This window comes from Cryobacterium tagatosivorans (assembly GCF_004402215.1).
GTDB lineage: Bacteria > Actinomycetota > Actinomycetes > Actinomycetales > Microbacteriaceae > Cryobacterium > Cryobacterium tagatosivorans.
Genome location: NZ_SOEZ01000046.1, coordinates 17240 through 39900, shown reverse-complemented (window position 1 = coordinate 39900; position 22661 = coordinate 17240). Strand labels below are relative to the sequence as shown.

At 66.5% G+C, this 22661-nt stretch carries 18 protein-coding genes and 2 riboswitches; of the genes, 14 read left to right on the top strand and 4 right to left on the bottom strand.

All coding sequences use genetic code 11. The features are described 5' to 3' along the window. Window positions 1-9: 9 nt before the first annotated feature. Window positions 10-582: a TetR/AcrR family transcriptional regulator gene (locus tag E3O23_RS09495; protein WP_134490431.1), complete on the bottom strand. Its 573-nt coding sequence runs from the start codon at window positions 580-582 to the stop codon at window positions 10-12. Window positions 583-761: 179 nt separating this feature from the next. Between E3O23_RS09495 and E3O23_RS09490 the strand changes: the two genes are divergently transcribed. From E3O23_RS09490 to gcvP, 4 genes are all read left to right on the top strand, one after another. Further along, window positions 762-989: a hypothetical protein gene (locus tag E3O23_RS09490; RefSeq protein ID WP_134490429.1), complete on the top strand. Its 228-nt coding sequence runs from the start codon at window positions 762-764 to the stop codon at window positions 987-989. Window positions 990-1215: 226 nt separating this feature from the next. Next, window positions 1216-1313: riboswitch (glycine riboswitch) on the top strand. Between the two features lies 1 nt (window position 1314). After that, a riboswitch (glycine riboswitch) is annotated at window positions 1315-1417 on the top strand. Between the two features lie 70 nt (window positions 1418-1487). Continuing rightward, complete coding sequence (gene gcvT, locus E3O23_RS09485; protein WP_174776623.1) at window positions 1488-2633, top strand: glycine cleavage system aminomethyltransferase GcvT; 1146 nt, start codon at window positions 1488-1490, stop codon at window positions 2631-2633. A gap of 53 nt (window positions 2634-2686) precedes the next feature. Then, window positions 2687-3058 (top strand): glycine cleavage system protein GcvH, encoded by a 372-nt coding sequence (gene gcvH, locus E3O23_RS09480; RefSeq protein WP_134490425.1) that lies wholly within the window; start codon window positions 2687-2689, stop codon window positions 3056-3058. Window positions 3059-3138: 80 nt separating this feature from the next. Beyond that, window positions 3139-6024 carry an aminomethyl-transferring glycine dehydrogenase gene (gcvP, locus tag E3O23_RS09475; protein WP_134490423.1) on the top strand — a complete coding sequence of 962 codons (2886 nt, stop codon included), beginning with the start codon at window positions 3139-3141 and terminating at the stop codon, window positions 6022-6024. 76 nt (window positions 6025-6100) lie between these two features. On the opposite strand, the gene E3O23_RS09470 is transcribed toward gcvP, so the two are convergent. Both E3O23_RS09470 and E3O23_RS09465 read right to left on the bottom strand, forming a co-directional pair. Beyond that, window positions 6101-6886, bottom strand: a complete 786-nt coding sequence (locus tag E3O23_RS09470; protein ID WP_134490421.1) for a CPBP family intramembrane glutamic endopeptidase — start codon at window positions 6884-6886, stop codon at window positions 6101-6103. Then, window positions 6883-7275: a thiol-disulfide oxidoreductase DCC family protein gene (locus tag E3O23_RS09465; protein WP_134490419.1), complete on the bottom strand. Its 393-nt coding sequence runs from the start codon at window positions 7273-7275 to the stop codon at window positions 6883-6885. Before E3O23_RS09465 ends, E3O23_RS09470 begins: the two co-directional genes overlap by 4 nt. A 237-nt stretch (window positions 7276-7512) precedes the next feature. On the opposite strand from E3O23_RS09465, the gene E3O23_RS09460 reads away from it, so the two are divergent. The 7 genes from E3O23_RS09460 (at window position 7513) to E3O23_RS09430 (ending at window position 17713) form a co-directional block, all read left to right on the top strand. After that, window positions 7513-9129 (top strand): peptide ABC transporter substrate-binding protein, encoded by a 1617-nt coding sequence (locus tag E3O23_RS09460; RefSeq protein ID WP_134490417.1) that lies wholly within the window; start codon window positions 7513-7515, stop codon window positions 9127-9129. 126 nt (window positions 9130-9255) lie between these two features. Further along, on the top strand, window positions 9256-10185 hold the full coding sequence (locus E3O23_RS09455; RefSeq protein WP_134490415.1) for an ABC transporter permease: 930 nt from the start codon (window positions 9256-9258) through the stop codon (window positions 10183-10185). Beyond that, complete coding sequence (locus E3O23_RS09450; RefSeq protein ID WP_134490413.1) at window positions 10175-11122, top strand: ABC transporter permease; 948 nt, start codon at window positions 10175-10177, stop codon at window positions 11120-11122. The genes E3O23_RS09455 and E3O23_RS09450 overlap by 11 nt, the downstream gene beginning before the upstream one ends. After that, window positions 11119-12867, top strand: coding sequence for a dipeptide ABC transporter ATP-binding protein (locus E3O23_RS09445; RefSeq protein ID WP_134490411.1), 1749 nt, complete (start codon window positions 11119-11121; stop codon window positions 12865-12867). Before E3O23_RS09450 ends, E3O23_RS09445 begins: the two co-directional genes overlap by 4 nt. Window positions 12868-13203: 336 nt before the next feature. Then, a complete protein-coding gene (locus E3O23_RS09440; RefSeq protein WP_241983411.1) occupies window positions 13204-15015 on the top strand; it encodes an ABC transporter family substrate-binding protein in 1812 nt (603 codons plus the stop codon). 101 nt (window positions 15016-15116) lie between these two features. Beyond that, entirely contained in the window at window positions 15117-16649 is a 1533-nt protein-coding gene (locus tag E3O23_RS09435) for an ABC transporter permease (protein ID WP_134490409.1), read from the top strand. Then, window positions 16649-17713 (top strand): ABC transporter permease, encoded by a 1065-nt coding sequence (locus tag E3O23_RS09430; protein ID WP_134490407.1) that lies wholly within the window; start codon window positions 16649-16651, stop codon window positions 17711-17713. The genes E3O23_RS09435 and E3O23_RS09430 overlap by 1 nt, the downstream gene beginning before the upstream one ends. Window positions 17714-17741: 28 nt before the next feature. Here E3O23_RS09430 and E3O23_RS09425 read toward each other — a convergent pair whose 3' ends face one another. Next, entirely contained in the window at window positions 17742-18356 is a 615-nt protein-coding gene (locus E3O23_RS09425; protein WP_134490405.1) for a PH domain-containing protein, read from the bottom strand. Between the two features lie 49 nt (window positions 18357-18405). On the opposite strand from E3O23_RS09425, the gene E3O23_RS09420 reads away from it, so the two are divergent. The 3 genes from E3O23_RS09420 to E3O23_RS09410 all read left to right on the top strand — a co-directional run bounded on the left by E3O23_RS09420 (window position 18406) and on the right by E3O23_RS09410 (window position 22585). Then, on the top strand, window positions 18406-20124 hold the full coding sequence (locus tag E3O23_RS09420; RefSeq protein WP_134490403.1) for an ABC transporter ATP-binding protein: 1719 nt from the start codon (window positions 18406-18408) through the stop codon (window positions 20122-20124). A gap of 5 nt (window positions 20125-20129) precedes the next feature. Continuing rightward, entirely contained in the window at window positions 20130-22040 is a 1911-nt protein-coding gene (typA, locus tag E3O23_RS09415) for a translational GTPase TypA (RefSeq protein ID WP_134490401.1), read from the top strand. Between the two features lie 110 nt (window positions 22041-22150). Further along, window positions 22151-22585, top strand: a complete 435-nt coding sequence (locus E3O23_RS09410; protein ID WP_134490399.1) for a hypothetical protein — start codon at window positions 22151-22153, stop codon at window positions 22583-22585. Window positions 22586-22661 lie beyond the last annotated feature (76 nt).

Below are 22661 nucleotides of genomic sequence, written 5' to 3'. Positions count from 1 at the left end.
GCCTCTGACCTAGCCGCGGTGTACCTGGATCAGGCAGCGGGCCATCGCGCGCGCGAGTTGTGCCGCCTCCAGGTCCCCCTCGGCCGCCGACACGATGGAGCCCTTCATCAGGATGTGCCACGACCGGGCGAGCGTGGCCGGGTCGCGCAGGCCCGCTTCCTCGGCCAGCCCCCGCACCATTTCGCGGATCCGCGCCAGGTGCCGGATGCTCGCCACGGTCAGCGGATGCCCCGGCCCCATCTCCAGGAGGATGTTCACGAACGGGCAGGCCTCGTAGTCGGCGCGGTGGAACCAGTCATCGAAGACGTCGAAAACGGCCAGCAGCTGCTCTTCCGGCGTTCCCCCTCGGCGCCTCGCCTCGGCCTCAATCGAGCCGAGCGTCCAGACTTCCTCGCGCATCTGGAGGAAGGCGAGGACCACGGCGTCTTTCGAGTGGAAGTGCCGGTAGAACGTCGCGATGGCGACATCCGACTCGTGGATCAACTCGGCCACGCCGACATCGCGAACCGCCCGATGCGAGAACAACTCGTAGGCCGTCGCGAGAATTCGCTCCCTCGGGCCGGCCTGCCGCAACTCCGTCATAATGGCCGCAGTCTACGCCGCGAGAGCCTGCTCTCCTGAATTTGCGTCACGTTTTGCGTCGGGCTGCAATTATTTTGAAACCATTGACAGCGCATACGGACTGCCTAGGATTGGGAAGAACGATCGTTCTCGTTGAGGGGCGGGAACCGGTCGCACTCCCCACGAGAGCGAGAGCCGGCATGAGCTACACCGAATTGCGCTTCGACGACGACGGTGCCCAGTCCCCCCACGATGTCTTCCAGACCGAGACCGCGGCGGCCTATCCGCTCCTGAGGTTGCTCGACGACAGTGAGGTCCCCGCCAGCGGCGAGTTGCATGCGGCCCCGCCGTGCGGAACGTGCTTCGTGGCCATGGCCCCGGTCGGCGCGAGCGGCTGGTGGTGCGACCCGTGCCAGGAGTACCAGTAGCCCGGTGTTCCAGTAGTGGCCTGCCAGTAGGGGTGTGCCGGTAGCCGTCTGCCGAGCCGTCTGCCGGTATTGGGCTATTTTTCCGGCTTCCCCGGAAACGCCGTTTCCGTGACCAGACGGCAGGTCGGCCCGGGCACCGGAGCCGTGGATGCCGTCATGACACCAGCATGCACCCGGCGAGCGGTAAGCTGGGACCGCACAAACCACAACCGAATACCGGGCCAACACGGTCGATGCGGGAGAGTTCGACGTCGCAGGACGCGCGAACACCGAAGGAGCAATCCTCCCCGACAATCTCTCAGGTACGCGTACCGCATCGAACTGGCCACTCTGAAAAGTAGTCGCGGCACATACGCGGCTCGCCCACGGTGAAAGTCACGCCCCAATCGAGGTGCGACGAAGCTCTCAGGCCGGATGACAGAGGGGGAGTTCCCAGGGGTCATCGTCGACCCCAGCGAATCTCGCTCGGCCATGCGGCCGACCAGACCTGGAGAACTCATGACCTCGGCAGACACCTCAGCCCCCACCACGCCCACTCGGTATTCTCCTTTGCACCAGGCCCACGTCGACGCCGGTGCGAGCTTCACCGATTTCGCCGGCTGGCAGATGCCGGTCCGGTACTCGAGCGACCTCGCCGAGCACCACGCGGTACGCACCGCGGCAGGAATCTTCGACCTCTCGCACATGGCCGAGATCGTCGTCGCCGGGCCCGACGCGGGGGCCTTCCTCGATTACGCCCTCGCCGGCAAGCTCTCGGCGATCGAGCTGTTGCAGGCCAAGTACAGCCTCATCCTGAACGAGGCCGGCGGCATCATCGACGACATCGTCGTCTACCGCACGAACGAAAACGAATACCTCGTCGTCGCCAACGCCGGCAACCGGTTCCAGGCCTTCGAGGCCCTCTCCGCGCGGTCCGCCCGCTTCGACGTCTCCGTCGTCGACCAGAGCGACGACGTCGCCCTCATCGCCGTGCAGGGCCCCAACTCACGCGCCATCCTGGAGGCGACGGAAGGCCTCGAGGTCGACGGCGAGCTGTCGGCGCTCAAGTACTACCGGGCCCTCGGCGGCACCTACCGAGACGGCACGGTCTTGATCGCCCGCACCGGGTACACCGGCGAAGACGGCTTCGAACTGTACGTCGACGTCCCCGATGCCGCAGCCCTCTGGGACGCCCTCGTCGTTGCCGGCAAGGCCCACGGCCTCGTCCCGGCGGGCCTGGCCAGCCGCGACACTCTCCGCCTCGAAGCAGGCATGCCGCTGTACGGCCACGAGCTGAACACCTCGACCTATCCCGCCCAGGCCGGCCTCGGCCGCGTCGTCAGCCTCGCCAAGGACACCGACTTCATCGGCCGCGCCGCGAGCGAGGAGGGCCCGAGCGCCGACGCGCGCGTGCTGGTCGGACTCGTCTCGGCGGGCAAGCGAGCCGGTCGCGCCGACTACGAGATTTTCCCGAGCGCCGACGCGACCGAGGCCGCGGGCGTCATCACCAGCGGCGCGCTGTCGCCGACCCTCGGCTTCCCCATCGCCATGGCCTACGTGGCGCCGGCCCTGGCCCAGCTGGGCACCGAAGTCTTCGTCGATGTGCGCGGAAGCCGGATCCCGGCCACCGTCACCTCGCTCCCGTTCTACAAGCGCCAGAAATAACGAACCGGCAGCAGTGACCATCAGCAGCATTCACCCCCGCGAGAGGAAATCCCATGGCAGACAAGACTGAACTGCACTACACGGCCGAGCACGAGTGGGTGCTGGTCGACGGTGACACGGCGACCGTGGGCATCACCGCCTATGCCGCCGAGAAACTGGGCGACGTCGTGTTCGTCGAGCTGCCCGCCGTGGGCAGCGACGTCGCGAGCGGCACCGTCGTGGGCGAGATCGAGTCGACGAAGTCGGTCGGCGAGCTCTTCGCCCCGGTCAACGGCACGGTCAGCGCGATCAACGACGCCGTCGTCGACAGCCCGGAGCTCGTCAACAGCGACCCGTTCGGAGAGGGCTGGCTGATCAAGGTCTCCTTCACCGAGCTGCCCAGCTTCCTCAGCTACGCCGAGTACTCCGCCCTCGTCGGCGAGTAGCGCCGGCCAACCGGCCCCACCCCGCACCCGTTTTCCCCGGCGACCAGCCACACAACCAGAACGCGCAGGTTCACGCACACATGTCTCAGCCCTTCACCCAGCGTCACATCGGAACGGATGCGGCGGCGCAGTCCCACATGCTCGCCGCCCTCGGCTACGACTCGGTCGAGTCGCTCGTGGACTCCGCGATCCCGCCGTCGATCCACGTGGACCAGTTCCGCCAGGCCGACGACAGCGTGCTGCCGCCGGCCGCCACGGAGCGCGAGGCCATCCTGGAACTGCGCACCCTGGCCGACCAGAACACGGTCAAGCGGTCGATGATCGGGCTGGGCTATTACGACACGATCACCCCCGCGGTGATCAAGCGGAACATCCTGGAGAACCCGAGCTGGTACACGGCCTACACGCCCTACCAGCCCGAGATCTCCCAGGGCCGGCTGGAAGCGCTGATCAACTTCCAGACCATGGTCGCCGACCTCACCGGGCTGAACACCGCCAACGCGTCGATGCTCGACGAGTCGACCGCCGTCGTGGAGGGCATGCTGCTGACCCGCCGGGCCTCGAAGTCGCGCTCCCACCGGTTCGTCGTCGACGCGGATGCCCTGCCCCAGACGCAGGCGCTCCTCGCCAGCCGCGCGCACGCGCTGGGCATCGAGCTCGCCATCGTCGACCTCGACGAGAGCACCACGGCCGACGACCTCGGCGAGCACTTCGGCATCTTCGTGCAGTACCCCGGCGCATCCGGCCGGGTCTGGAACCCGGCCGGCGTGATCGCCGCCTCCCAGGCGCAGGGCGGCCTCGCCGTCGTCGCGGCCGACCTGCTCGCGCTGACCCTGGTCTCCTCGCCGGGTGAACTCGGCGCCGACGTCGCCGTCGGCACCAGCCAGCGCTTCGGTGTGCCGATGGGCTTCGGTGGTCCGCACGCGGGCTACATGGCCGTGCGCAAGGGCCTCGAACGCCAGCTCCCCGGCCGTCTCGTCGGCGTCAGCGTCGACGCGGCCGGCCACCCCGCCTACCGCCTGTCGCTGCAGGTGCGCGAGCAGCACATCCGCCGGGACAAGGCGACCTCGAACATCTGCACCGCCCAGGTGCTGCTCGCGGTCATGGCCGGCATGTACGCCGTCTACCACGGCCCCGAGGGGCTCAAGGCGATCGCGACCGAGGTGCACGACCGCGCCGGCCGCCTGGTCGCCGCGCTTCGCGCCGCCGGGGCCGACGTCGTGAATGACTCCTTCTTCGACACCGTCCGGGTCTCCGTTCCCGCCCGCGCCGCCGAGGTCGTGGCGCGCGCGGCCGGAGCCGGCGTCAACCTGCACTTCGTCGACGCCGACACGGTCGGCGTGTCCGTCGACGAGACGACCACGGCCTCCGACCTGTCCAAGGTCGTCGGCGCCTTCGGCGGCCGCGACGCGTTCGGCCACGTGGACTTCTCCGGCGTGACGGAAGGCCTCCCGGCCGGCCTCGGCCGCACGAGCGAGTACCTCACCCACGCGGTGTTCAACACGCACCGCTCGGAAACGAGCATGATGCGCTACCTCAAGCGCCTCGCCGACTACGACTACGCGCTCGACCGGGGCATGATCCCGCTCGGCTCCTGCACGATGAAGCTCAACGCCGCCACCGAGATGGAGGCCGTCAGCTGGCCCGAGTTCGGCGGCATTCACCCGTTCGCGCCGCGCGCCGACGTGGAAGGCTACCTGGCCCTGATCCACCAGCTGGAGACCTGGCTGACGGATGTCACCGGCTACGACTCCGTGTCGCTGCAGCCCAACGCGGGCAGCCAGGGCGAGCTCGCCGGCCTGCTCGCCATCCGCGGCTTCCACCTCGCCAACGGCGACGACCAGCGCACGGTCTGCCTGATCCCGTCCAGCGCGCACGGCACGAACGCGGCATCCGCTGTGCTGGCGGGCATGAAGGTCGTCGTCGTCGCCTGTGACGACCTCGGCAACGTGGACCTTGACGACCTGCGCGCGAAGATCGCGGAGCACGCCGAGAGCCTCTCCGCGCTGATGATCACCTACCCGTCCACCCACGGCGTGTACGAGCACGAGGTGGGCGCGATCTGCCGGGCCGTGCACGACGCGGGCGGCCAGGTCTACGTCGACGGCGCCAACCTCAACGCGCTGCTCGGTTTCGCCCGCTACGGCGATTTCGGCGGCGACGTGTCGCACCTCAACCTGCACAAGACGTTCTGCATCCCGCACGGCGGCGGCGGACCCGGCGTCGGCCCGGTCGCGGCCAAGGCGCATCTCGCGCCGTTCCTGCCCGGGCACCCGCTCGCCCAGAGCGACGACCACTACCTGCTCGGCGGCAGCGTGCGGCACGAGGGCGGGCCCGTCTCGGCCGCCCCGTACGGCAGCCCGAGCATCCTGCCGATCACCTGGGCCTACGTGCGCATGATGGGTATGGACGGCCTCAAGCAGGCGACGGGGGCCGCCGTGCTCGCCGCCAACTACGTGGCGAAGAGCCTGGAAGCGCACTACCCGGTGCTGTACTCCGGCGACAACGGCCTCGTCGCGCACGAGTGTATCCTCGACCTCCGCCCGCTCACGGCGGCGACCGGGGTCACCGTGGACGACGTGGCCAAGCGCCTCGTCGACTACGGCTTCCACGCGCCGACGATGAGCTTCCCCGTGTCGGGCACGCTGATGATCGAACCCACCGAGAGCGAAGACCCCGGCGAGATCGACCGGTTCATCGAAGCGATGATCGCGATCAAGGCCGAAGCGGATGCCGTCGCCGCCGGCACCTGGCCCGCGGACGACAACCCGCTGCACAACGCGCCGCACACCGCGCAGTCGGTCATCGAGGGGGAGTGGGAGCACCCCTACGACCGGGCCACCGCGGTCTACCCGCTGCGGTCGCTCATCCGCAACAAGTATTGGGCGCCGGTGCGCCGGATCGACAACGCCTACGGCGACCGCAACCTCGTCTGCGCCTGCCCGCCGCCCGAGGCCTTCGAGTAACCCCGTCCCCCTCCCGCGAAACCGCAGTTGTGCGCGCTAAAACGACGTTTTAGCGCGCACAACTGCGGTTTCGCGGCTAGGTGGTGGGAGCAACGAGGGCGGGCCACCAGGCGAGCGCGAGCGGATAGCCGACGAACGAGACGATGTCGAGGGTCCAGTGCGCCACGACCAGCGGCATGGTCCGTCCCCAGCGGGTGTAGCACCAGCCGAAGAGCGCGCCCATCGCGACATTGCCGAAGAACGGGCCGACGCCCTGGTACAGGTGGTACGTGCCCCGGAGCGCGGCCGACGACAGGATGACCGTCCACGTCGACCAGCCGAACTCGCGCAGGCGGGTGAACAGGTAGCCGACCACGATGACTTCCTCGGACAGCGCGGCGCCCAGCGCGGCGAACACGAGGATCGGGATGGTCCACCAGAAGTAGTCGCGGGGAGTGGTCGAGACGGCGACGGTGATCCCGAGGGCGCGACCGGCAAGGTAGAAGGCCAGGCCAGGGATGCCGATCACCAGCACCAGCCCCAGCCCGCGGGCGAGATCCCGCCGGGGTTCGCCGAGGTCGAAACCGATCCGGCGGAATGCGCTCTTCCCCGGCAGCCAGAGCAGGTAGAGCACGAGCGCGACGGCGAACAGCTGGAAGAAGATGCCCAGGAACTGGTAGGTGAAGTCGAGCCATTCGCGCTCGGACTGTGAGGCGTTGATCGCCGCCGACTGCTCGGCGAGCGGCTTGCCCTTCGTGAGCTTGGCGATGATCGACACGACCGAGTACACCGCGGATGCCCCGAGCGAGAGCCCGAGGACGATCACCACTTCCCAGGCCAGTCGCGTCCCGCTCACGGCCGGACGGGCGTCCGGGAGGTTCATCGCTCGGCCGGCATCCGGCAGGCGGGAGTGCCGCCAGGCAGTCGGTGGCGGTACCGGGCGACCAGCCGGTAGCCGAGCTCGGCGAGCCAGGAGAGCGGCGGCAGGGTCCCGATCCAGCCGATCATCCGGAGCGCCGGGGAGCCCTGGTGCCGCAGCAGGGCGGCCACGGCCGCGGCGCCGCCGTAGCGCCGCCCGTCGGTGACCAGCCAGACCCGGGACCGGCCGTCGGCCGGGGTCAGTCCGTAGGCGGCGAGATCAGTCCACTGGTACGGCGACGTTGGCGGCATCGCGGGCAGCACGCGGCCCAGCCAGAGCACGGCGCTCGTGCAGAATGCGCAGTCCCCGTCGAAGATCAGAACCGTCGTTTCCGCACCGGGAACACTCGCCATGACTCCATCCTCTCACTGTCGCCGAGGCGCGGAGTTCCCACCGAACGCCCAGTCTGTCGCAGGAAAGGTGCGCAAAAACACCAATCCCTGCAGGTTTCGACCTCGCAGGTTGCTCATCGGTAACGGTTTCCCTCAGGTTTTGCGCAATCGACGCCGTCGACCTAGGGTCTTTGTTTATCGCGCGCGTTTCGCCGGCCACAAGCTGAGGAACGCGCCCACTTTTGCACAGGAGGAAAATTGAAGATCAACAGACTTGGCATTGTTGCCATTTCTCTCGCCGCCGTCGGGGCCCTCACGCTCTCGGGCTGTGCTGCCGGCACCGAAAAGGCCGCAGCGCCCAAGGGTGACTCGAAGGCCATCATCACCACGAACGGCTCCGAGCCGCAGAACCCGCTGATCCCGACCAACACCGCCGAGACCGGTGGCGGCAAGGTCGTCACCTCTGTCTTCGCCGGACTGGTCTCCTACACGGGCAAGGGTGAGCTCGAGAACGAGGTCGCCAAGTCGATCGAGTCCGATGACGCCAAGAACTGGACCGTCACGCTCGAGGATGGCTGGAAGTTCAGCAACGACGAGCCCGTCACGGCCAAGTCCTTCGTTGACGCCTGGAACTACGGCGCACTGTTCAGCAACGCGCAGGGCTCCTCCTACTTCTTCGACGACATCGCCGGCTTCAGCTACGACGCCGACTCCGAGCTGACCGGCCTCAAGGTCATCGACGACAAGACCTTCACGGTCGAGCTCGTCGCGCCCGAGGCCGACTGGCCGCTGCGCCTGGGCTACGCGGCCTACTCGCCGCTGCCCGAGGTCGCGTTCGAGGACATGGCTGCATTCGGTGAGAACCCGATCGGCAACGGCCCGTACATGCTCAAGGGCGAAGGTGCCTGGGAGCACGACGTCAAGATCGACCTCGTCACCAACCCGGCCTACGACGGTGTGCGCAAGCCCGCCAACGGTGGCCTGAGCATCGTCTTCTACGACACGCAGGATGCCGCCTACGCGGATGTCCAGGGTGGAAACCTCGACGTCCTCGACGCCGTGCCGGACTCCGCGTTCGAAACCTACGAAGCCGACTTCCCGGAGCGCTCGGTCAACCAGCCGGCCGCGATCTTCCAGGCGCTCAACATGCCTTACTACCTCAAGCACTGGAGCGGTAAGGAAGGCGAGCTTCGCCGCGCGGCAATCTCCATGTCGATCGACCGCCAGGAGATCACCGACGTCATCTTCCAGGGAACCCGCACGCCGGCCACCGACTTCACGTCCCCGGTCATTGACGGCTACTCCGACAAGCTCAAGGGCGCCGAGGTTCTCGAGTACAACGAGAAGGAAGCCAAGAAGCTGTGGGCCGAGGCCGACGACATCTCGCCGTACACCGGAACCTTCGACATCGCGTACAACGCCGACGGTGGCCACCAGGCCTGGGTCGACGCTGTTGCCAACAGCATCAAGAACACGCTGGGCATCAAGGCCGTAGGCAAGGCCTACCCCACGTTCGCCGCAGCACTGGACGACCGTGACGCCAAGAAGCTGACCGGTGCCACCCGCGCCGGCTGGCAGGCCGACTACCCGTCGCTGTTCAACTTCCTCGCTCCGCTGTACCAGACCGGTGCCGGATCGAACAAGGAAGGCTACAGCAGCGCCGAGTTCGACGGCCTCCTCAAGGAGGGCTCATCCGCCTCCTCTGTCGAGGAAGCAACCGCCAAGTACCAGGAAGCACAGGAAGTCCTGCTCAAGGACCTCCCCACCCTTCCGCTCTGGTACTCGAACGTCACCGGTGTGTGGGCTGACACCGTCGACAACGTGGTCTTCGGCTGGGACTCGGTCCCGCTGTACACGGACATCACCAAGAAGTAACACCCGCACGTTATCCACCAGAGTGGAATGCCCGGGGGGGCCATACGGCCGCCCCGGGCATTGCACTGACAAGATTCAACCAGTGATTGCGACTGCTATGCCCATTAGTTCCAACGAGGGAACCTGATGCTCTGGTACACGGGCAAGCGCCTGCTCCAGATGATCCCGGTGTTTTTCGGCGCCACGTTCCTCATCTACTTCATGGTCTTCTCCCTACCCGGTGACCCCATCGCGGCGCTGTACGGCGACCGGACGCCTTCCCCCGGTGTGATCGCCCAGATCCGCGCCCAGTACTACCTCGACCAGCCGCTCCTGGTGCAGTACTTCCACTACATGGTCGGCTTCCTCCAGGGCGATCTCGGCACGACCTACTCCGGCCGCCCGGTAGCCGACGTCATGGCGTCGGCGTTCCCCGTCACCGCCCGCCTCGCCATGCTCGCGCTGCTCTTCGAAGCGGTCGCCGGAATCCTCGTCGGCCTCATCGCGGGCCTCCGCAAGGGCAAGTTCTTCGACACGAGCGCGCTCGTGGTCAGCCTGCTGCTGATCTCCGTTCCGACCTTCGTCATCGGTTTCGTGATGCAATTCGTCTTCGGCGTGCAGCTCGGCTGGGCCCGCACGACGGTCAGCGGAGAGGCGCCGCTGAACGAGCTGATCCTGCCGGCGCTCGTGCTGGCATCCGTGTCGTTCGCCTACATCGTGCGGCTCACCCGCGCCAGCGTGTCGGACAACCTCAATGCCGACTTCGTGCGCACGGCGACCGCGAAGGGGCTGTCCCGCCCGCGCGTCGTCACCGTGCACGTGCTGCGCAACTCGCTGGTTCCCGTCGTGACCTTCCTCGGCGTCGACCTGGGTTCGCTGATGGTCGGCGCGATCGTGACAGAGGGCATCTTCAACATCAACGGTGTCGGTGGCACCGTTTACAAGGCGATCAAGCTCGGTGAGGGCCCGACAGTGGTGTCGTTCATCGCCGTGATGGTCGTCATCTTCGTGCTGGCCAACCTGCTCGTCGACCTGCTCTACGCAGCCCTGGACCCGAGGATTCGTTATGCCAAGTAATAGCCCGATCGGGCAGACCCACTACGTCGCGGCGCTGGAGGACACTCCGGTCGCCGCGGTCGACCGCCTCGACGAATCGCAGAAGGCGCGCAGCACCTGGGCGGATGCCTGGGACTCGATGCGGCGCCGCCCCGCGTTCTGGATCTCTTCCGCGCTGATCCTCCTGATCGTGGTCGTGGCGTTGTTCCCCAGCCTGTTCACCCAGGTTGCGCCGGACACCTGCGACCTGGGAAACAGCAACGACGGACCCGCCGCCGGACACCCCCTCGGCTTCACGAGGCAGGGCTGTGACGTCTACTCCCGGATCGTCTTCGGAACCCAGGCCTCGGTCACCGTCGGCCTGCTCGCGACCATGCTGGTGACGCTCTTCGGAGTGATTATCGGCGCCCTGGCCGGGTTCTACGGCGGATGGATCGACGCCTTCGTGTCACGAATCGGCGACATCTTCTTCGCCGTGCCCACCGTGCTCGGCGCCATCGTGCTGATGTCGGTCCTGCCGGCCCGCACGCCGGTGACGATCGCGGTCGTGCTCTCGATCTTCGCCTGGCCGCAGATCGCCCGCATCATGCGCGGCGCCGTGCTGTCGGCGAGGAACTCCGACTACGTGACGGCCTCGATCGCCCTGGGCGTGTCGAACTTCAAGATCCTGCTGCGCCACGTCATCCCGAACTCGCTCGCCCCGGTCATCGTCATCGCGACGGTGTCCCTGGGAACGTTCATCGTCGCCGAGGCGACGCTGTCGTTCCTGGGCATCGGCCTGGGCTCGGACGTCATGTCGTGGGGTAATGACATCGGCCAGGCGCAGACATCTATTCGCACGAACCCGCAGGTCCTGCTCTATCCCGCAGCGGCACTGTCGGTCACCGTGCTCTCCTTCCTTATGCTCGGCGACGTTCTCCGCGACGCACTCGACCCGGCTGCGAGGGCCCGACGATGACCCAGTTAGCGAACGAAGACCTGTACCAGACCGTTCCGGAATCCACCAGGCCGCTGCTGGAAATCCGCGACCTCGAGGTCGGCTTCCAGACCCAGCACGGCCTCGTCCCGGCGGTACGCGGCGTGAGCCTCACCCTGCACGAGGGCCAGACCCTGGCCATCGTGGGCGAGTCCGGTTCCGGCAAGACCACGACCGCGCAGGCCATCATCAACCTGCTGGCCGGCACGGGCAAGGTCACGGCCGGGGAGATCCTGTTCGAGGGCCGCGACCTGACGAAACTCTCCGCCAAGGAGATCCAGGATGTGCGCGGCCGACTGATCGGGTACGTTCCGCAGGACCCGATGTCGAACCTCAACCCGGTCTGGAACATCGGCTACCAGGTCGAGGAGGCCATCAAGGCCAACAACGTCGCGCAGGGCAAGGAGGCCAGGAAGCGCACCATCGAGGTGCTGCAGGAGGCCGGCCTGAGCGACGCCGCTGACCGGCTGAAGCAGTATCCGCACCAGTTCTCCGGCGGAATGCGCCAGCGCGTGCTCATCGGAATCGGCCTGTCGGCCCGGCCGAAGCTCCTGATCGCCGACGAGCCGACTTCGGCGCTCGACGTGACAGTGCAGCGCCAGATCCTCGACCACCTGGCCACGCTCACGCGTGACTACGGCACCTCGGTGCTGTTCATCACGCACGACCTCGGCCTCGCCGCCGAGCGCGCGGAGCAGCTCGTGGTGATGTACAAGGGCAAGATCGTCGAGTCGGGGCCGTCCAAGGAGATCCTCGCCAACCCGCAGCACCCGTACACCCAGCGTCTCGTCGCCGCGGCGCCGAGCCTGGCCTCCAGGCGCATCCAGGCGAAGAAGAACCCGCAGGCGGATGCCGAGAAGATCTATTCAGAGGGATCGCTCGACACCGGCCTGATCGCCCGGGCGTCCAGGCGCGAGAGCGCTGCTCCCGACCGGGACCTCATTTCGGTCCAGGGCGTCACCAAGGTGTATCGCATCCGCAAGGGCGGGTTCCGCAGCGACGAACTGCTCGCCGTGAACGACGTCTCGTTCGGGGTCAAGAAGGGCACCACCACGGCGATCGTGGGGGAGTCCGGCTCCGGCAAGTCAACGGTGGCCAAGCTCATCCTGCAGCTCGAGGGGATCACCAGCGGCAAGATCGAGTTCGACGGCCAGGACGTCGCCGGGCTCAAGGGCGCGGAGCTACTCAAGTTCCGTCGCCGCGTGCAGCCGGTCTTCCAGGACCCGTACGGCTCGCTGGACCCGCAGTACAACGTGGGCAACACGATCGCCGAACCGCTGCTCGCGCACAAGGTGGGAACGGCCAAGGAACGCCAGGCGCGCGTGCTGGAACTGCTCGACCAGGTCTCGCTGCCGTCGGCAACGCGATTCCGCTACCCGAGCGAGCTTTCCGGCGGGCAGCGGCAGCGTATCGCCGTGGCCAGGGCGCTCGCGCTCAAGCCGGACGTGCTCGTGCTCGACGAGGCCGTTTCGGCCCTCGACGTGCTCGTGCAGGGCCAGATCCTCAACCTGCTGACCGAACTGCAGGCCGAGCTGGACCTGACCTACCTCTTCATCACCCATGACCTCGCGGTCGTGCGGCTCGTCGCCGACAACGTCTGCGTCATGAAGAAGGGGCAGATCGTCGAGGCGGCCACGACCGACGAGGTGTTCGACAACCCGCGCGAGCTGTACACGCAGGAACTGCTCTCCGCCATCCCCGGCGGCAACTTCGAGTTCGGTCGCTAACCCCGACTCGTTCCGCCGATTCGACGGAGATTCCGCCCGAAAGGGGCGCTGTGAGGCTCTGCTGAGCGCCGCGGCACGGAATCTCCGTCGAATTCGTTAACGGCGGAAGTCTCCCTTTCGGGGGGCGCAGGCGCGGGATCCGGTCAAAATGTTCCGTCCCTGACGCAACTTTCATGCAGAAATTGAACTATTCCTCGCTCCTGATTACCAATGTGTAACGTTTTCTCGTGTCGCGCGCGGTGGGAGTGTCGACCTCTCTAGGGTCAGTAGCAACCAGCACGGCGTCGAGGCCCGCACGGAGTCCCTGCCGCTTGCACACATTGCACAGGAGGAACAATGAGAATCAGACGCATCGGGGCAGCAGTTGCTGCCGTTGGCGCCGTCGCCCTCGTCCTGTCCGGATGCGCGGCCCCCACGGCCGAGTCCGGACTCGACAAGGGAACGAGCGTCAACGTCGCGTGGAACCAGCCGTTCTATTCGTACAACGGCTCGACCTCGTTCGGCAACGCGACGGCGAACGCCAACATCATTTACATGACGAACGACTGGTTCAACCTGTACGACAACGAGCCCAAGCTCGTGAAGAACACCGAGTTCGGCTCGTACGAAATGGTCTCCGATGACCCGCTGACGGTCAAGTACACCATCAAGGACGGCGTCAAGTGGTCTGACGGCACGGCCGTCGACGCCGCCGACATGCTGCTCAACTGGGCCGCCAACTCGCGCTCGCTCGACACCCCCGACTTCGACCCGGCCGAGTTCACCGACCCTGACACGGGCGAGTTCACCGATGCCTTCCCGAAGGACATCGTCTACTTCGACTCCGGCGCCCAGCCCGACTCCGGCCTCGGCCTCGTGCACGACGTGCCCAAGATCGGGGACGACGGCCGCTCCATCACGATGGTGTATGAAACCCCGTACGTCGACTGGGAGCTTGCCTTCCCGAGCGCACTGCCGGCACACGTCGTCGGCAAGAACCCCCTCGACATCAAGGACAACAAGAAGGCCAAGGATGCCGTCATCAAGGCCATCCAGGACAAGGACGACAAGAAGCTCGCCTCGATTTCCAGCTTCTGGAACTCGGGCTTCAACTTCACCGAACTGCCCAAGGACCCTGACCTGTACTTGAGCACCGGCCCGTACACGATCTCCTCGTTCAAGGCCGACCAGTTCATCACCCTCAAGGCCAACCCCGACTACACCGGCGCCCACAAGCCGACGATCGAAGAGGTCACCATCCGCTTCATCGGCGACCCGCTGGCCGCAGTGCAGGCGCTCCAGAACGGCGACGTCGACGTCATCTCGCCCCAGGCGACCGCTGACATCACGACCGCCCTCGACGGCGTCAAGAATGTCACGGTCATCAAGGGCGCCGAAGGCACCTACGAGCACATCGACCTTCAGATGGACAAGTCCAAGAACGGCACGTTCAACGACCCGAAGGTCCGCGAGGCCTTCATGAAGGTCCTTCCGCGCCAGGAGATCATCGACAAGCTGATCAAGCCGATCGTCGGCGAGGACGCGACCCTGCGTGACTCGCAGATCTTCGTACCTGGCGCCGAGGGCTACGACGACTCCGTCAAGGCCAACGGTTCGGCCGACTACGCAGAGGTCGACGTCGAGGGCGCCAAGGCGCTCCTCGCCGAGGCCGGCGTGACCAGCCCCAAGGTCTGCCTGCTGTACAGCTCGACCAACCCGCGCCGCATCAACGAGTTCCAGCTCATCCAGACGTCGGCTGCACTCGCCGGCTTCGTGGTCGAAGACTGTGGCAACGAGAACTGGGGTGGCCTCCTCGGTACCCCCGGTGCCTACGACGCCTCGCTGTTCGGCTGGCAGTCCACGAGCCTCGGCGTGACCAGCTCCGGTCCGACGTTCGAGACCGGCGGCATCAACAACCTCACGTTCTTCTCGAACCCCGAGGTGGACAAGGTCATCAAGAAGCTGAACGGCGAGTTCGACCTGGCGAAGCAGATCGACCTGCAGAAGCAGCTCGACAAGCTGATCTGGGAGAACTTCTACGGCGTCACCGTCTTCCAGTTCCCCGGTGTCACGGCATTCAACAACAAGATCGAAGGCGTTGACCCGTCGATCCTGTCGCCGACCATCTTCTGGAACATCTGGGACTGGAAGGTTGCAGCCAAGAAGTAGGGCTTGAGCCCCCACTTCCACTGAAATCCGGTGGGCGCCGGGACCGCAAGGTCCCGGCGCCCACTGCCAGATCCTCATAGATTGGCTGGTCGCCACCGCTCATGGCCTCATTCGTAACCCGGCGCCTGATCGCCGCAGTCTTCGTACTACTCGCCGCGACATTCCTGATGTACATCCTCGTCTCGATGTCGGGCGACCCGCTCAAAGAGCTGCGGGAAAGCAGTGCTCCGAACAAGCTCGAGTTGATGGAGGCCCGCACGAGGCTTCTCAACCTCGACGTTCCCCCCTTCTTCCGCTACTTCATCTGGCTCGGCGGCATCGCACAGTGCTTCGTCGGCCAGTGTGACTTCGGCGTCAACGTCCAGGGCCTGCCGGTCAACGTTCTGCTCCAGCAGGCGATGGGATCGACACTGCAGTTGGTCGTCTCGGCCCAGCTGATCGCGATCGTCGTCGGCCTGGCGGTCGGAATCACGACCGCCCTGCGCCAGTACAGCGGTTACGACTACTCCATCACTTTCGCCTCGTTCCTCTTCTTCTCTCTCCCGATCTTCTGGGTGGCCGTGCTGCTCAAGCAGTACATCGCCATCGGCTTCAATGACTGGTTGGCCGAGCCGAGCATCGGGATAGCGGTCCTGATCGGGATATCGATAGTCTCGGGCCTGCTCTGGATGTCCGTGCTCGGCGGGAACGGCAGGAAGCGGCTGACCACACTCGCCGTCGCCACCGTGTCGACCGGCGCGCTCCTGGCCTACTTCGACCTGACCGACTGGTTCAGCACCCCCAGCGTCGGCATCGTCGGCGTCATCCTCACGGCGGTCGCCGCTGCCCTGGGCGTCACCGCGATCTCGGTCGGGCTGAAGAACAAGAACGCGCTGCGCGGGTCGCTGGTCACGGCGGCACTGGGCATCGCGCTCTACTACCCGATGACCTGGTACGTCTTCCGGTTCATGTCCCTGCCGCTGTTCCTCGGCCTGGCGGTGCTCTCCGTCGTGGTCGGCGGCGCGATCGGCTATTTCCTGGGCGGACGAGACCGCTGGCAGTCGGCTCGCACCTCGGCCATCGTGTCCGTCATCGTCAGCGCCGTCATCGCGCTCGAGGGTTACCTCTTCTACTGGAATGACTACTTCAACTCGACCAGGATCAACGGCCGGCCGATTGCCACGTTCGGTTCGGCCACTCCGAACCTGGGCGGCAACTTCTGGGTGCAGGGCATCGACACCTTCACCCACCTGCTGCTGCCGACGATCGCGATCATCCTGATCTCCTTCGCCGGGCTCACCCGCTACACGCGCTCGAGCATGCTGGAGGTGATGAACCAGGACTACATCCGCACCGCGCGCTCCAAGGGCCTCACCCAGCGCACGGTCGTCGTCCGGCACGCCCTCCGGAACGCGCTGATCCCGATTGCAACGATCATCGCGCTCGACATCGGAGCGCTGATCGGCGGCGCCGTGATCACCGAGTTCGTCTTCGGCTGGAGCGGCATGGGCCAGCTCTTCCAGAAGGGGCTTGTCGCGGTTGACCCCAACCCGGTGATGGCGTTCTTTGTGGTCACCGGTCTGCTCATCGTTATCTTCAACCTCGTCGCGGACCTCTTGTACGCTTCCCTCGACCCGAGAATCAGGGTGTCCTAATGGTCGACCTCAACCTGGCCCTCCAGGATCCGCAGCACGACGGTGAACCCGAGCGCGACGAAACCACGATCGAACAGCGCGAAACCGTCGGTCTCAGCCAGGGACAGATCGTTCGCAAGCGGTTCTTCCGTCACCGCGGCGCGGTCATCTCGATCGTCGTCCTGACGTTCGTCATCCTGCTCGCCTACAGCTCCGTCGGGCTGCACGTGTGGGGCCTCACGACCCCCGGCTGGTGGCCGTGGCACTGGCGGGAGACGCCGCCGCTGGTCAACCGCGGCATTCCGACGCTGAACCTGGTCCCCGGGCCGGGCTTCGGCGTCGGGCCGCACCCGTTCGGCCAGGACGTCGTCGGCCACGACATCTTCGCGCTCGTCATGCGCGGCGCGCAGCAGTCGATCATGATCATGGTGCTCGTCGGTTCCGTCGGCACCGCGGTGGGCGTGCTGGTCGGCTCGCTGGCCGGCTTCTACCGCGGCTGGTCTGACTCGCTGCTGATGCGCTTCACCGACGTGATCATCACGATCCCGTTCATCGTGATCGGTGCGGTCATCGGTCGCGCCACAGGGGCGCTCGGCGCCGCGGTGCTGGGCCTGATGCTGGGTTTGTTCGCCTGGATGGGCCTGGCGAGACTCGTGCGCGGCGAGTTCCTTTCGCTGCGTGAACGTGAGTTCATCGATGCGGCCCGCGTCTCGGGGGCGAGCGACGCCCGGATCATCTTCAAGCACATCCTGCCCAACGCGGTCGGCGTGATCATCGTCAGCGCGACGCTGCTGATGGCCGGCGCGATCCTCGGCGAGACGGCGCTGAGCTTCCTCGGCTTCGGCGTCAAGTCGCCCGACACGTCCCTCGGACTCATCGTCGCGGAGAACCAATCCGCCTTCGCGACCAGGCCGTGGCTGTTCTGGTGGCCGGGTATCTTCATCATCATCATCGCGCTGAGCGTCAACTTCATCGGTGACGGCCTGCGCGACGCGTTCGATCCCCGCCAGAAGAAGATGCCGTCGCCGCGGGCGCTTGCGCGGGCGGCAACCCGCCGGGCACGCGACAAGCGCGTCTCGGCCTAACGTGGCCGTGATGCTCCAGGCGGTGCTGTCACACGACCAGGCTGGCCACGGTTCCCGCGAAGAGCACCCCGAGTGCGGCGATGGTGGCCCAGTGCGGGGTGACCTTCACCGACCCTTCTTCGATGGCTCCGCTGTCCAGGTGGCCGGCGTCGCGCAGCGCCTCCCAGCGCTTGCGCAGCACGAAGGCCACCTGGCCGGACGGGGTGCTCACCGAATCGCCGGGGCGCACGCTGTGGCCCGGACCGTAGGCGGATTCGCCCAGGTTGCGCACATCGGCCCGCTCGACCGCAACGGCTCCGCGGATGCCGGGACTCGGCGCGGCCCAGACCGGAACCTTCCGGCCCGGGGTGAACAGGGTCAGGCTGAAGCGGGTGTCGATGCGCTGGATGGCGGGCCAGGGCACCTCGATCGTGCGCAGCACATTGACGACCGTGACGCCGTGCTCCTCGATCATGATCCGTGGACGCCAGAACAAGGCGACCGCCAGGGCGCCGAAGAAGGCCAGCGGCCAGGCCGTTCTGACGAGGTTCGCCCAGTCGCCGGCCACCGCCAGCCCGGCGAGGCCGACCAGGCACAGGACGACGATCGCGGCGGCGAGGATTCGCCCGAACAGGGGGCGGTAATGGAACGACTCTGTCAGCACACCACTAGTTTCGCAGATGGCCCGCTTTACCCAGACAGGATGGCAAGCAATGACTGATTCAGCGACCGTCGCGACGAGCGACGATGTGGTTTTCGACACCCTCCCCGAGATCGTGCTCGAGGTGAAGGACCTCGACGTCGACTTCTGGGTGGAAGGCGAGCTGTACCCGGCCGCCATCAATATGAACTACGAGGTGCGGCGCGGCGAAGTGCTCGCCATCGTGGGCGAGTCCGGTTCGGGCAAGAGCACCGGCACGATGGCGCTGCTGGGCCTGCTGCCGTCGAACGCGCGCGTCACCGGATCGATCACCCTCCTCGGGAAGCAGTTGCGGGGCATCCCAGAGGCGGAGCTGCGCAAGGTCCGCGGCAACTCCATCGCGACGATCTTCCAGGAGCCGATGACGGCGCTGAACCCGGTCTACACGGTCGGTTTCCAGATCACCGAGGCGCTGCGCTCGCACTACGACCTCTCCCCGCAGGAGGCCAAGGATCGCGCGATCGAGCTCCTCACCATGGTCGAAATGCCGAACCCGTCCGAGTCGTTCAACAAGTACCCGCACCAGCTGTCCGGCGGGCAGCGCCAGCGCGCGATGATCGCGCAGTCGATCTCCTGCGACCCGGTGCTGCTCATCGCCGATGAGCCGACCACGGCCCTCGACGTCACGGTGCAGGCCGAGATCCTCGACCTGCTCCGCAACCTGCACAAGCGGCTCGACAGCGCCATCATCCTGATCACCCACGACATGGGCGTCGTCGCCGACCTCGCCGACCGGGTGATGGTCATGAAGGACGGGCTCACGGTCGAGTCCGGCGTCATCGACGACATCTTCAACCGGCCGCAGCATCCGTACACGAAGCAGCTGCTCGCCGCCGTGCCGCACCTCGGCCAGGGCATCGAGATCGCCGAACGCCCGCAGGCGTTCCGCGCGGTCGACGCGAAGCCGGTGCTCGACTTCCAGAACGTGGCGATCGAATACCCCAAGCGCGGGCGCATCCCGGCCTTCCGGGCCGCGGACGAGATCAACTTCCAGGTCTTCCCGGGCGAAATCGTCGGTCTCGTGGGGGAGTCCGGATCGGGCAAGACTACCCTGGGCCGCGCGGCCGTGGGCCTGCTGCCGATCCGTGAGGGCACCCTCATCTCCTGCGGCATCGACATCTCCAAGGCCGGCATGCGGGAACTGCGCCCGCTGCGGCGCAAGGCGGGCATCGTATTCCAGGACCCGGCGTCGTCGCTGAACCCGCGGATGCCCATCGGCGAGTCGATCGGCGAGCCGCTGTACCTGTCCGGGGAGGCCCGGGGCGCCGACCTGGACAAGCGGGTGCAGACCCTGCTCGAACAGGTGGAACTGCCCACGAGCTACCGCAACCGTTTCCCGCACGAGCTCTCCGGCGGCCAGAAGCAGCGTGTCGGCATCGCCAGGGCGCTCGCCCTGCACCCCGATCTGCTCATCGCCGACGAGCCGACGAGCGCCCTGGACGTGTCCGTCCAGGCCCGATTCCTGGAGCTTTTGCAGGAGCTGCAGGGCCGTTTGGGCTTCGCCTGCCTGTTCATCAGCCACGACCTGGCGGTCGTCGATGCGCTCTCGCACCGCATTGCGGTGATGCATAAGGGTAAACTAGTCGAACAGGGGACTAGCGACCAGATTCTTCGTGCCCCCAAGGACCCTTATACCCAGCGCCTAATCAGCGCCGTGCCTGTGCCTGACCCCGCCGAGCAACGAGCTCGCCGCGAGGCTCGCCAGATTGCGAAACGACAAAACAAGGAATAGAACTTATGGCGATTGCCACGCGCAATAACCTCCGAAACGTTGCAATCGTTGCCCACGTTGACCACGGCAAGACAACCCTGGTCGACGCGATGCTCAAGCAGACGAACTCCTTCGCGGACCACTCCCATGTGGAAGAACGCGCGATGGACTCGAACGAGCTCGAGCGCGAAAAGGGCATCACGATCCTCGCGAAGAACACCGCGGTGTCCTACAAGGGCATCCACGCGACCGACGGCCCGATCACGATCAACGTGATCGACACCCCCGGCCACGCCGACTTCGGTGGCGAGGTGGAGCGCGGCTTGTCCATGGTTGACGGCGTCGTCCTGCTCGTCGACGCGAGCGAGGGACCGCTGCCGCAGACCCGTTTCGTGCTCCGCAAGGCGCTCGAGGCTCACCTGCCCGTCATTCTGCTGGTCAACAAGACCGACCGCCCCGACGCCCGCATCGACGAGGTCGTGGCCGAGAGCCAGGACCTGTTGATCGGCCTCGCCAGCGACATGGCCGACGACGTGCCCGACCTCGACCTCGACGCGATCCTCGACGTCCCCGTCGTCTACGCCTCCGGCCGTAACGGCGCGGCGAGCAGCAACAAGCCCGAGAACGGCCAGTTGCCCGACAACGACGACCTCGAACCGCTGTTCGAGGCCATCCTCAAGCACATCCCGGCGCCCCAGTACGACGACGAGCACCCGCTGCAGGCGCACGTCACCAACCTCGACGCCAGCCCGTTCCTCGGCCGCCTCGCCCTGCTGCGCATCTTCAACGGCACGATCAAAAAGGGCCAGACCGTGGCCTGGGTCAAGTCCGACGGCACCGTGGCGAACGTCAAGGTGACCGAGCTGCTGATCACCAAGGCCCTCGACCGCTACCCGACCGAGAGCGCCGGCCCCGGCGACATCGTCGCTGTCGCCGGTTTCGCCGACATCACCATCGGTGAGACCCTGGCCGACCCGGATGACGTCCGCCCGCTGCCGACCATCACGGTCGACCAGCCGGCCATCTCGATGACGATCGGCACCAACACCTCGCCGCTCATGGGCAAGGTCAAGGGCCACAAGCTCACCGCGCGCATGGTCAAGGACCGCCTCGACCGCGAGCTCGTCGGTAACGTCTCGCTCAAGGTCGTCGACATCGGACGCCCCGACGCCTGGGAGGTGCAGGGCCGAGGAGAACTCGCCCTCGCCATCCTGGTCGAGCAGATGCGTCGCGAGGGCTTCGAGCTCACCGTCGGCAAGCCGCAGGTGGTTGTCAAGCGCGTCGACGGCAAGATCCACGAGCCGTACGAGCACCTCACGATCGACTCGCCGGAAGAGTACCTCGGTGCGATCACGCAGCTCCTCGCCGCACGCAAGGGCCGCATGGACAACATGGCCAACCACGGCACCGGCTGGGTCCGGATGGAGTTCATCGTTCCGTCCCGCGGCCTGATCGGCTTCCGCACCCAGTTCCTCACCGACACCCGCGGCACCGGAATCGCCAACGCGATCTTCCACGGCTACGAGGAGTGGGCCGGCACCATCGTCACCCGCAGCAACGGCTCGATCGTCGCTGACCGGTCCGGTGTCGTCACCCCGTTCGCGATCATCGCCCTGCAGGAACGGATGTCGTTCTTCGTCAACCCGACCGAAGAGGTCTACGAGGGCATGGTCATCGGCGAGAACTCGCGCGCCGACGACATGGACGTGAACATCACCAAGGAGAAGAAGCTGACCAACATGCGTCAGTCCACCTCCGACACGTTCGAGTCGATGACCCCGTCCAAGCAGCTGACCCTCGAGGAGTGCCTCGAGTTCGCCCGCGAGGACGAGTGCGTCGAGGTCACGCCCGCCATGGTGCGCATCCGCAAGGTCGAGCTCGCGGCATCCGCCCGCCAGCGCCAGACGTCACGCCTGAAGAAGCAGGACGCCAGCTAGGCACCCCTGCCCCATCCGCGAACCCGCAGTTGTGCGCGCTAAATCATCGATTTAGCCTGCACAACTGCGGGTTCGCGCCATTTGTAGCTAGTTTTTGAGGACGTAGAACCATGAAGAAGTCGTACAAGAAGAGCCTGAGCGTCTCGCTCGCCATCGTCATCGCCGCCGCGGGCGTTCCGCTGCTCGCAGGCTGCTCGGTCGAAGGGGCCGTCAACGGCGCCGTCCAGGGCGCGACCGGCGGCGACGTCAGCCTCGGCGGCAAGCTGCCGACCGGCTGGCCGAAGGAGGTCGCCGTCATCGACGGCGAGCTCCTCTTCGGCGCGCGCGGCTCCGGGGACAACAAGGACGGCTGGGTCGTCACGGTGAAGTCCGACGCCGCGGACCCGCTCGAAGACGCCCGGAAGACGCTCGAGGATGCCGGCTTCGTCGGTGACACTCGCGTCTCGGCCGGCGACGCCAGCGTCGTCGCGATGAAGAACGACAGCTACACCGTCGTCGTCGCCAGCAACTCGGACGGACTGCTCTACACGGTCAGCCCCGCCTGATTCGCCCCGCGGGCGGCGCTGCTCGCTCAGTTGCGGAGAAAGTACCTTCGTTTGCGGATTGAGGGGCCGCGACTCA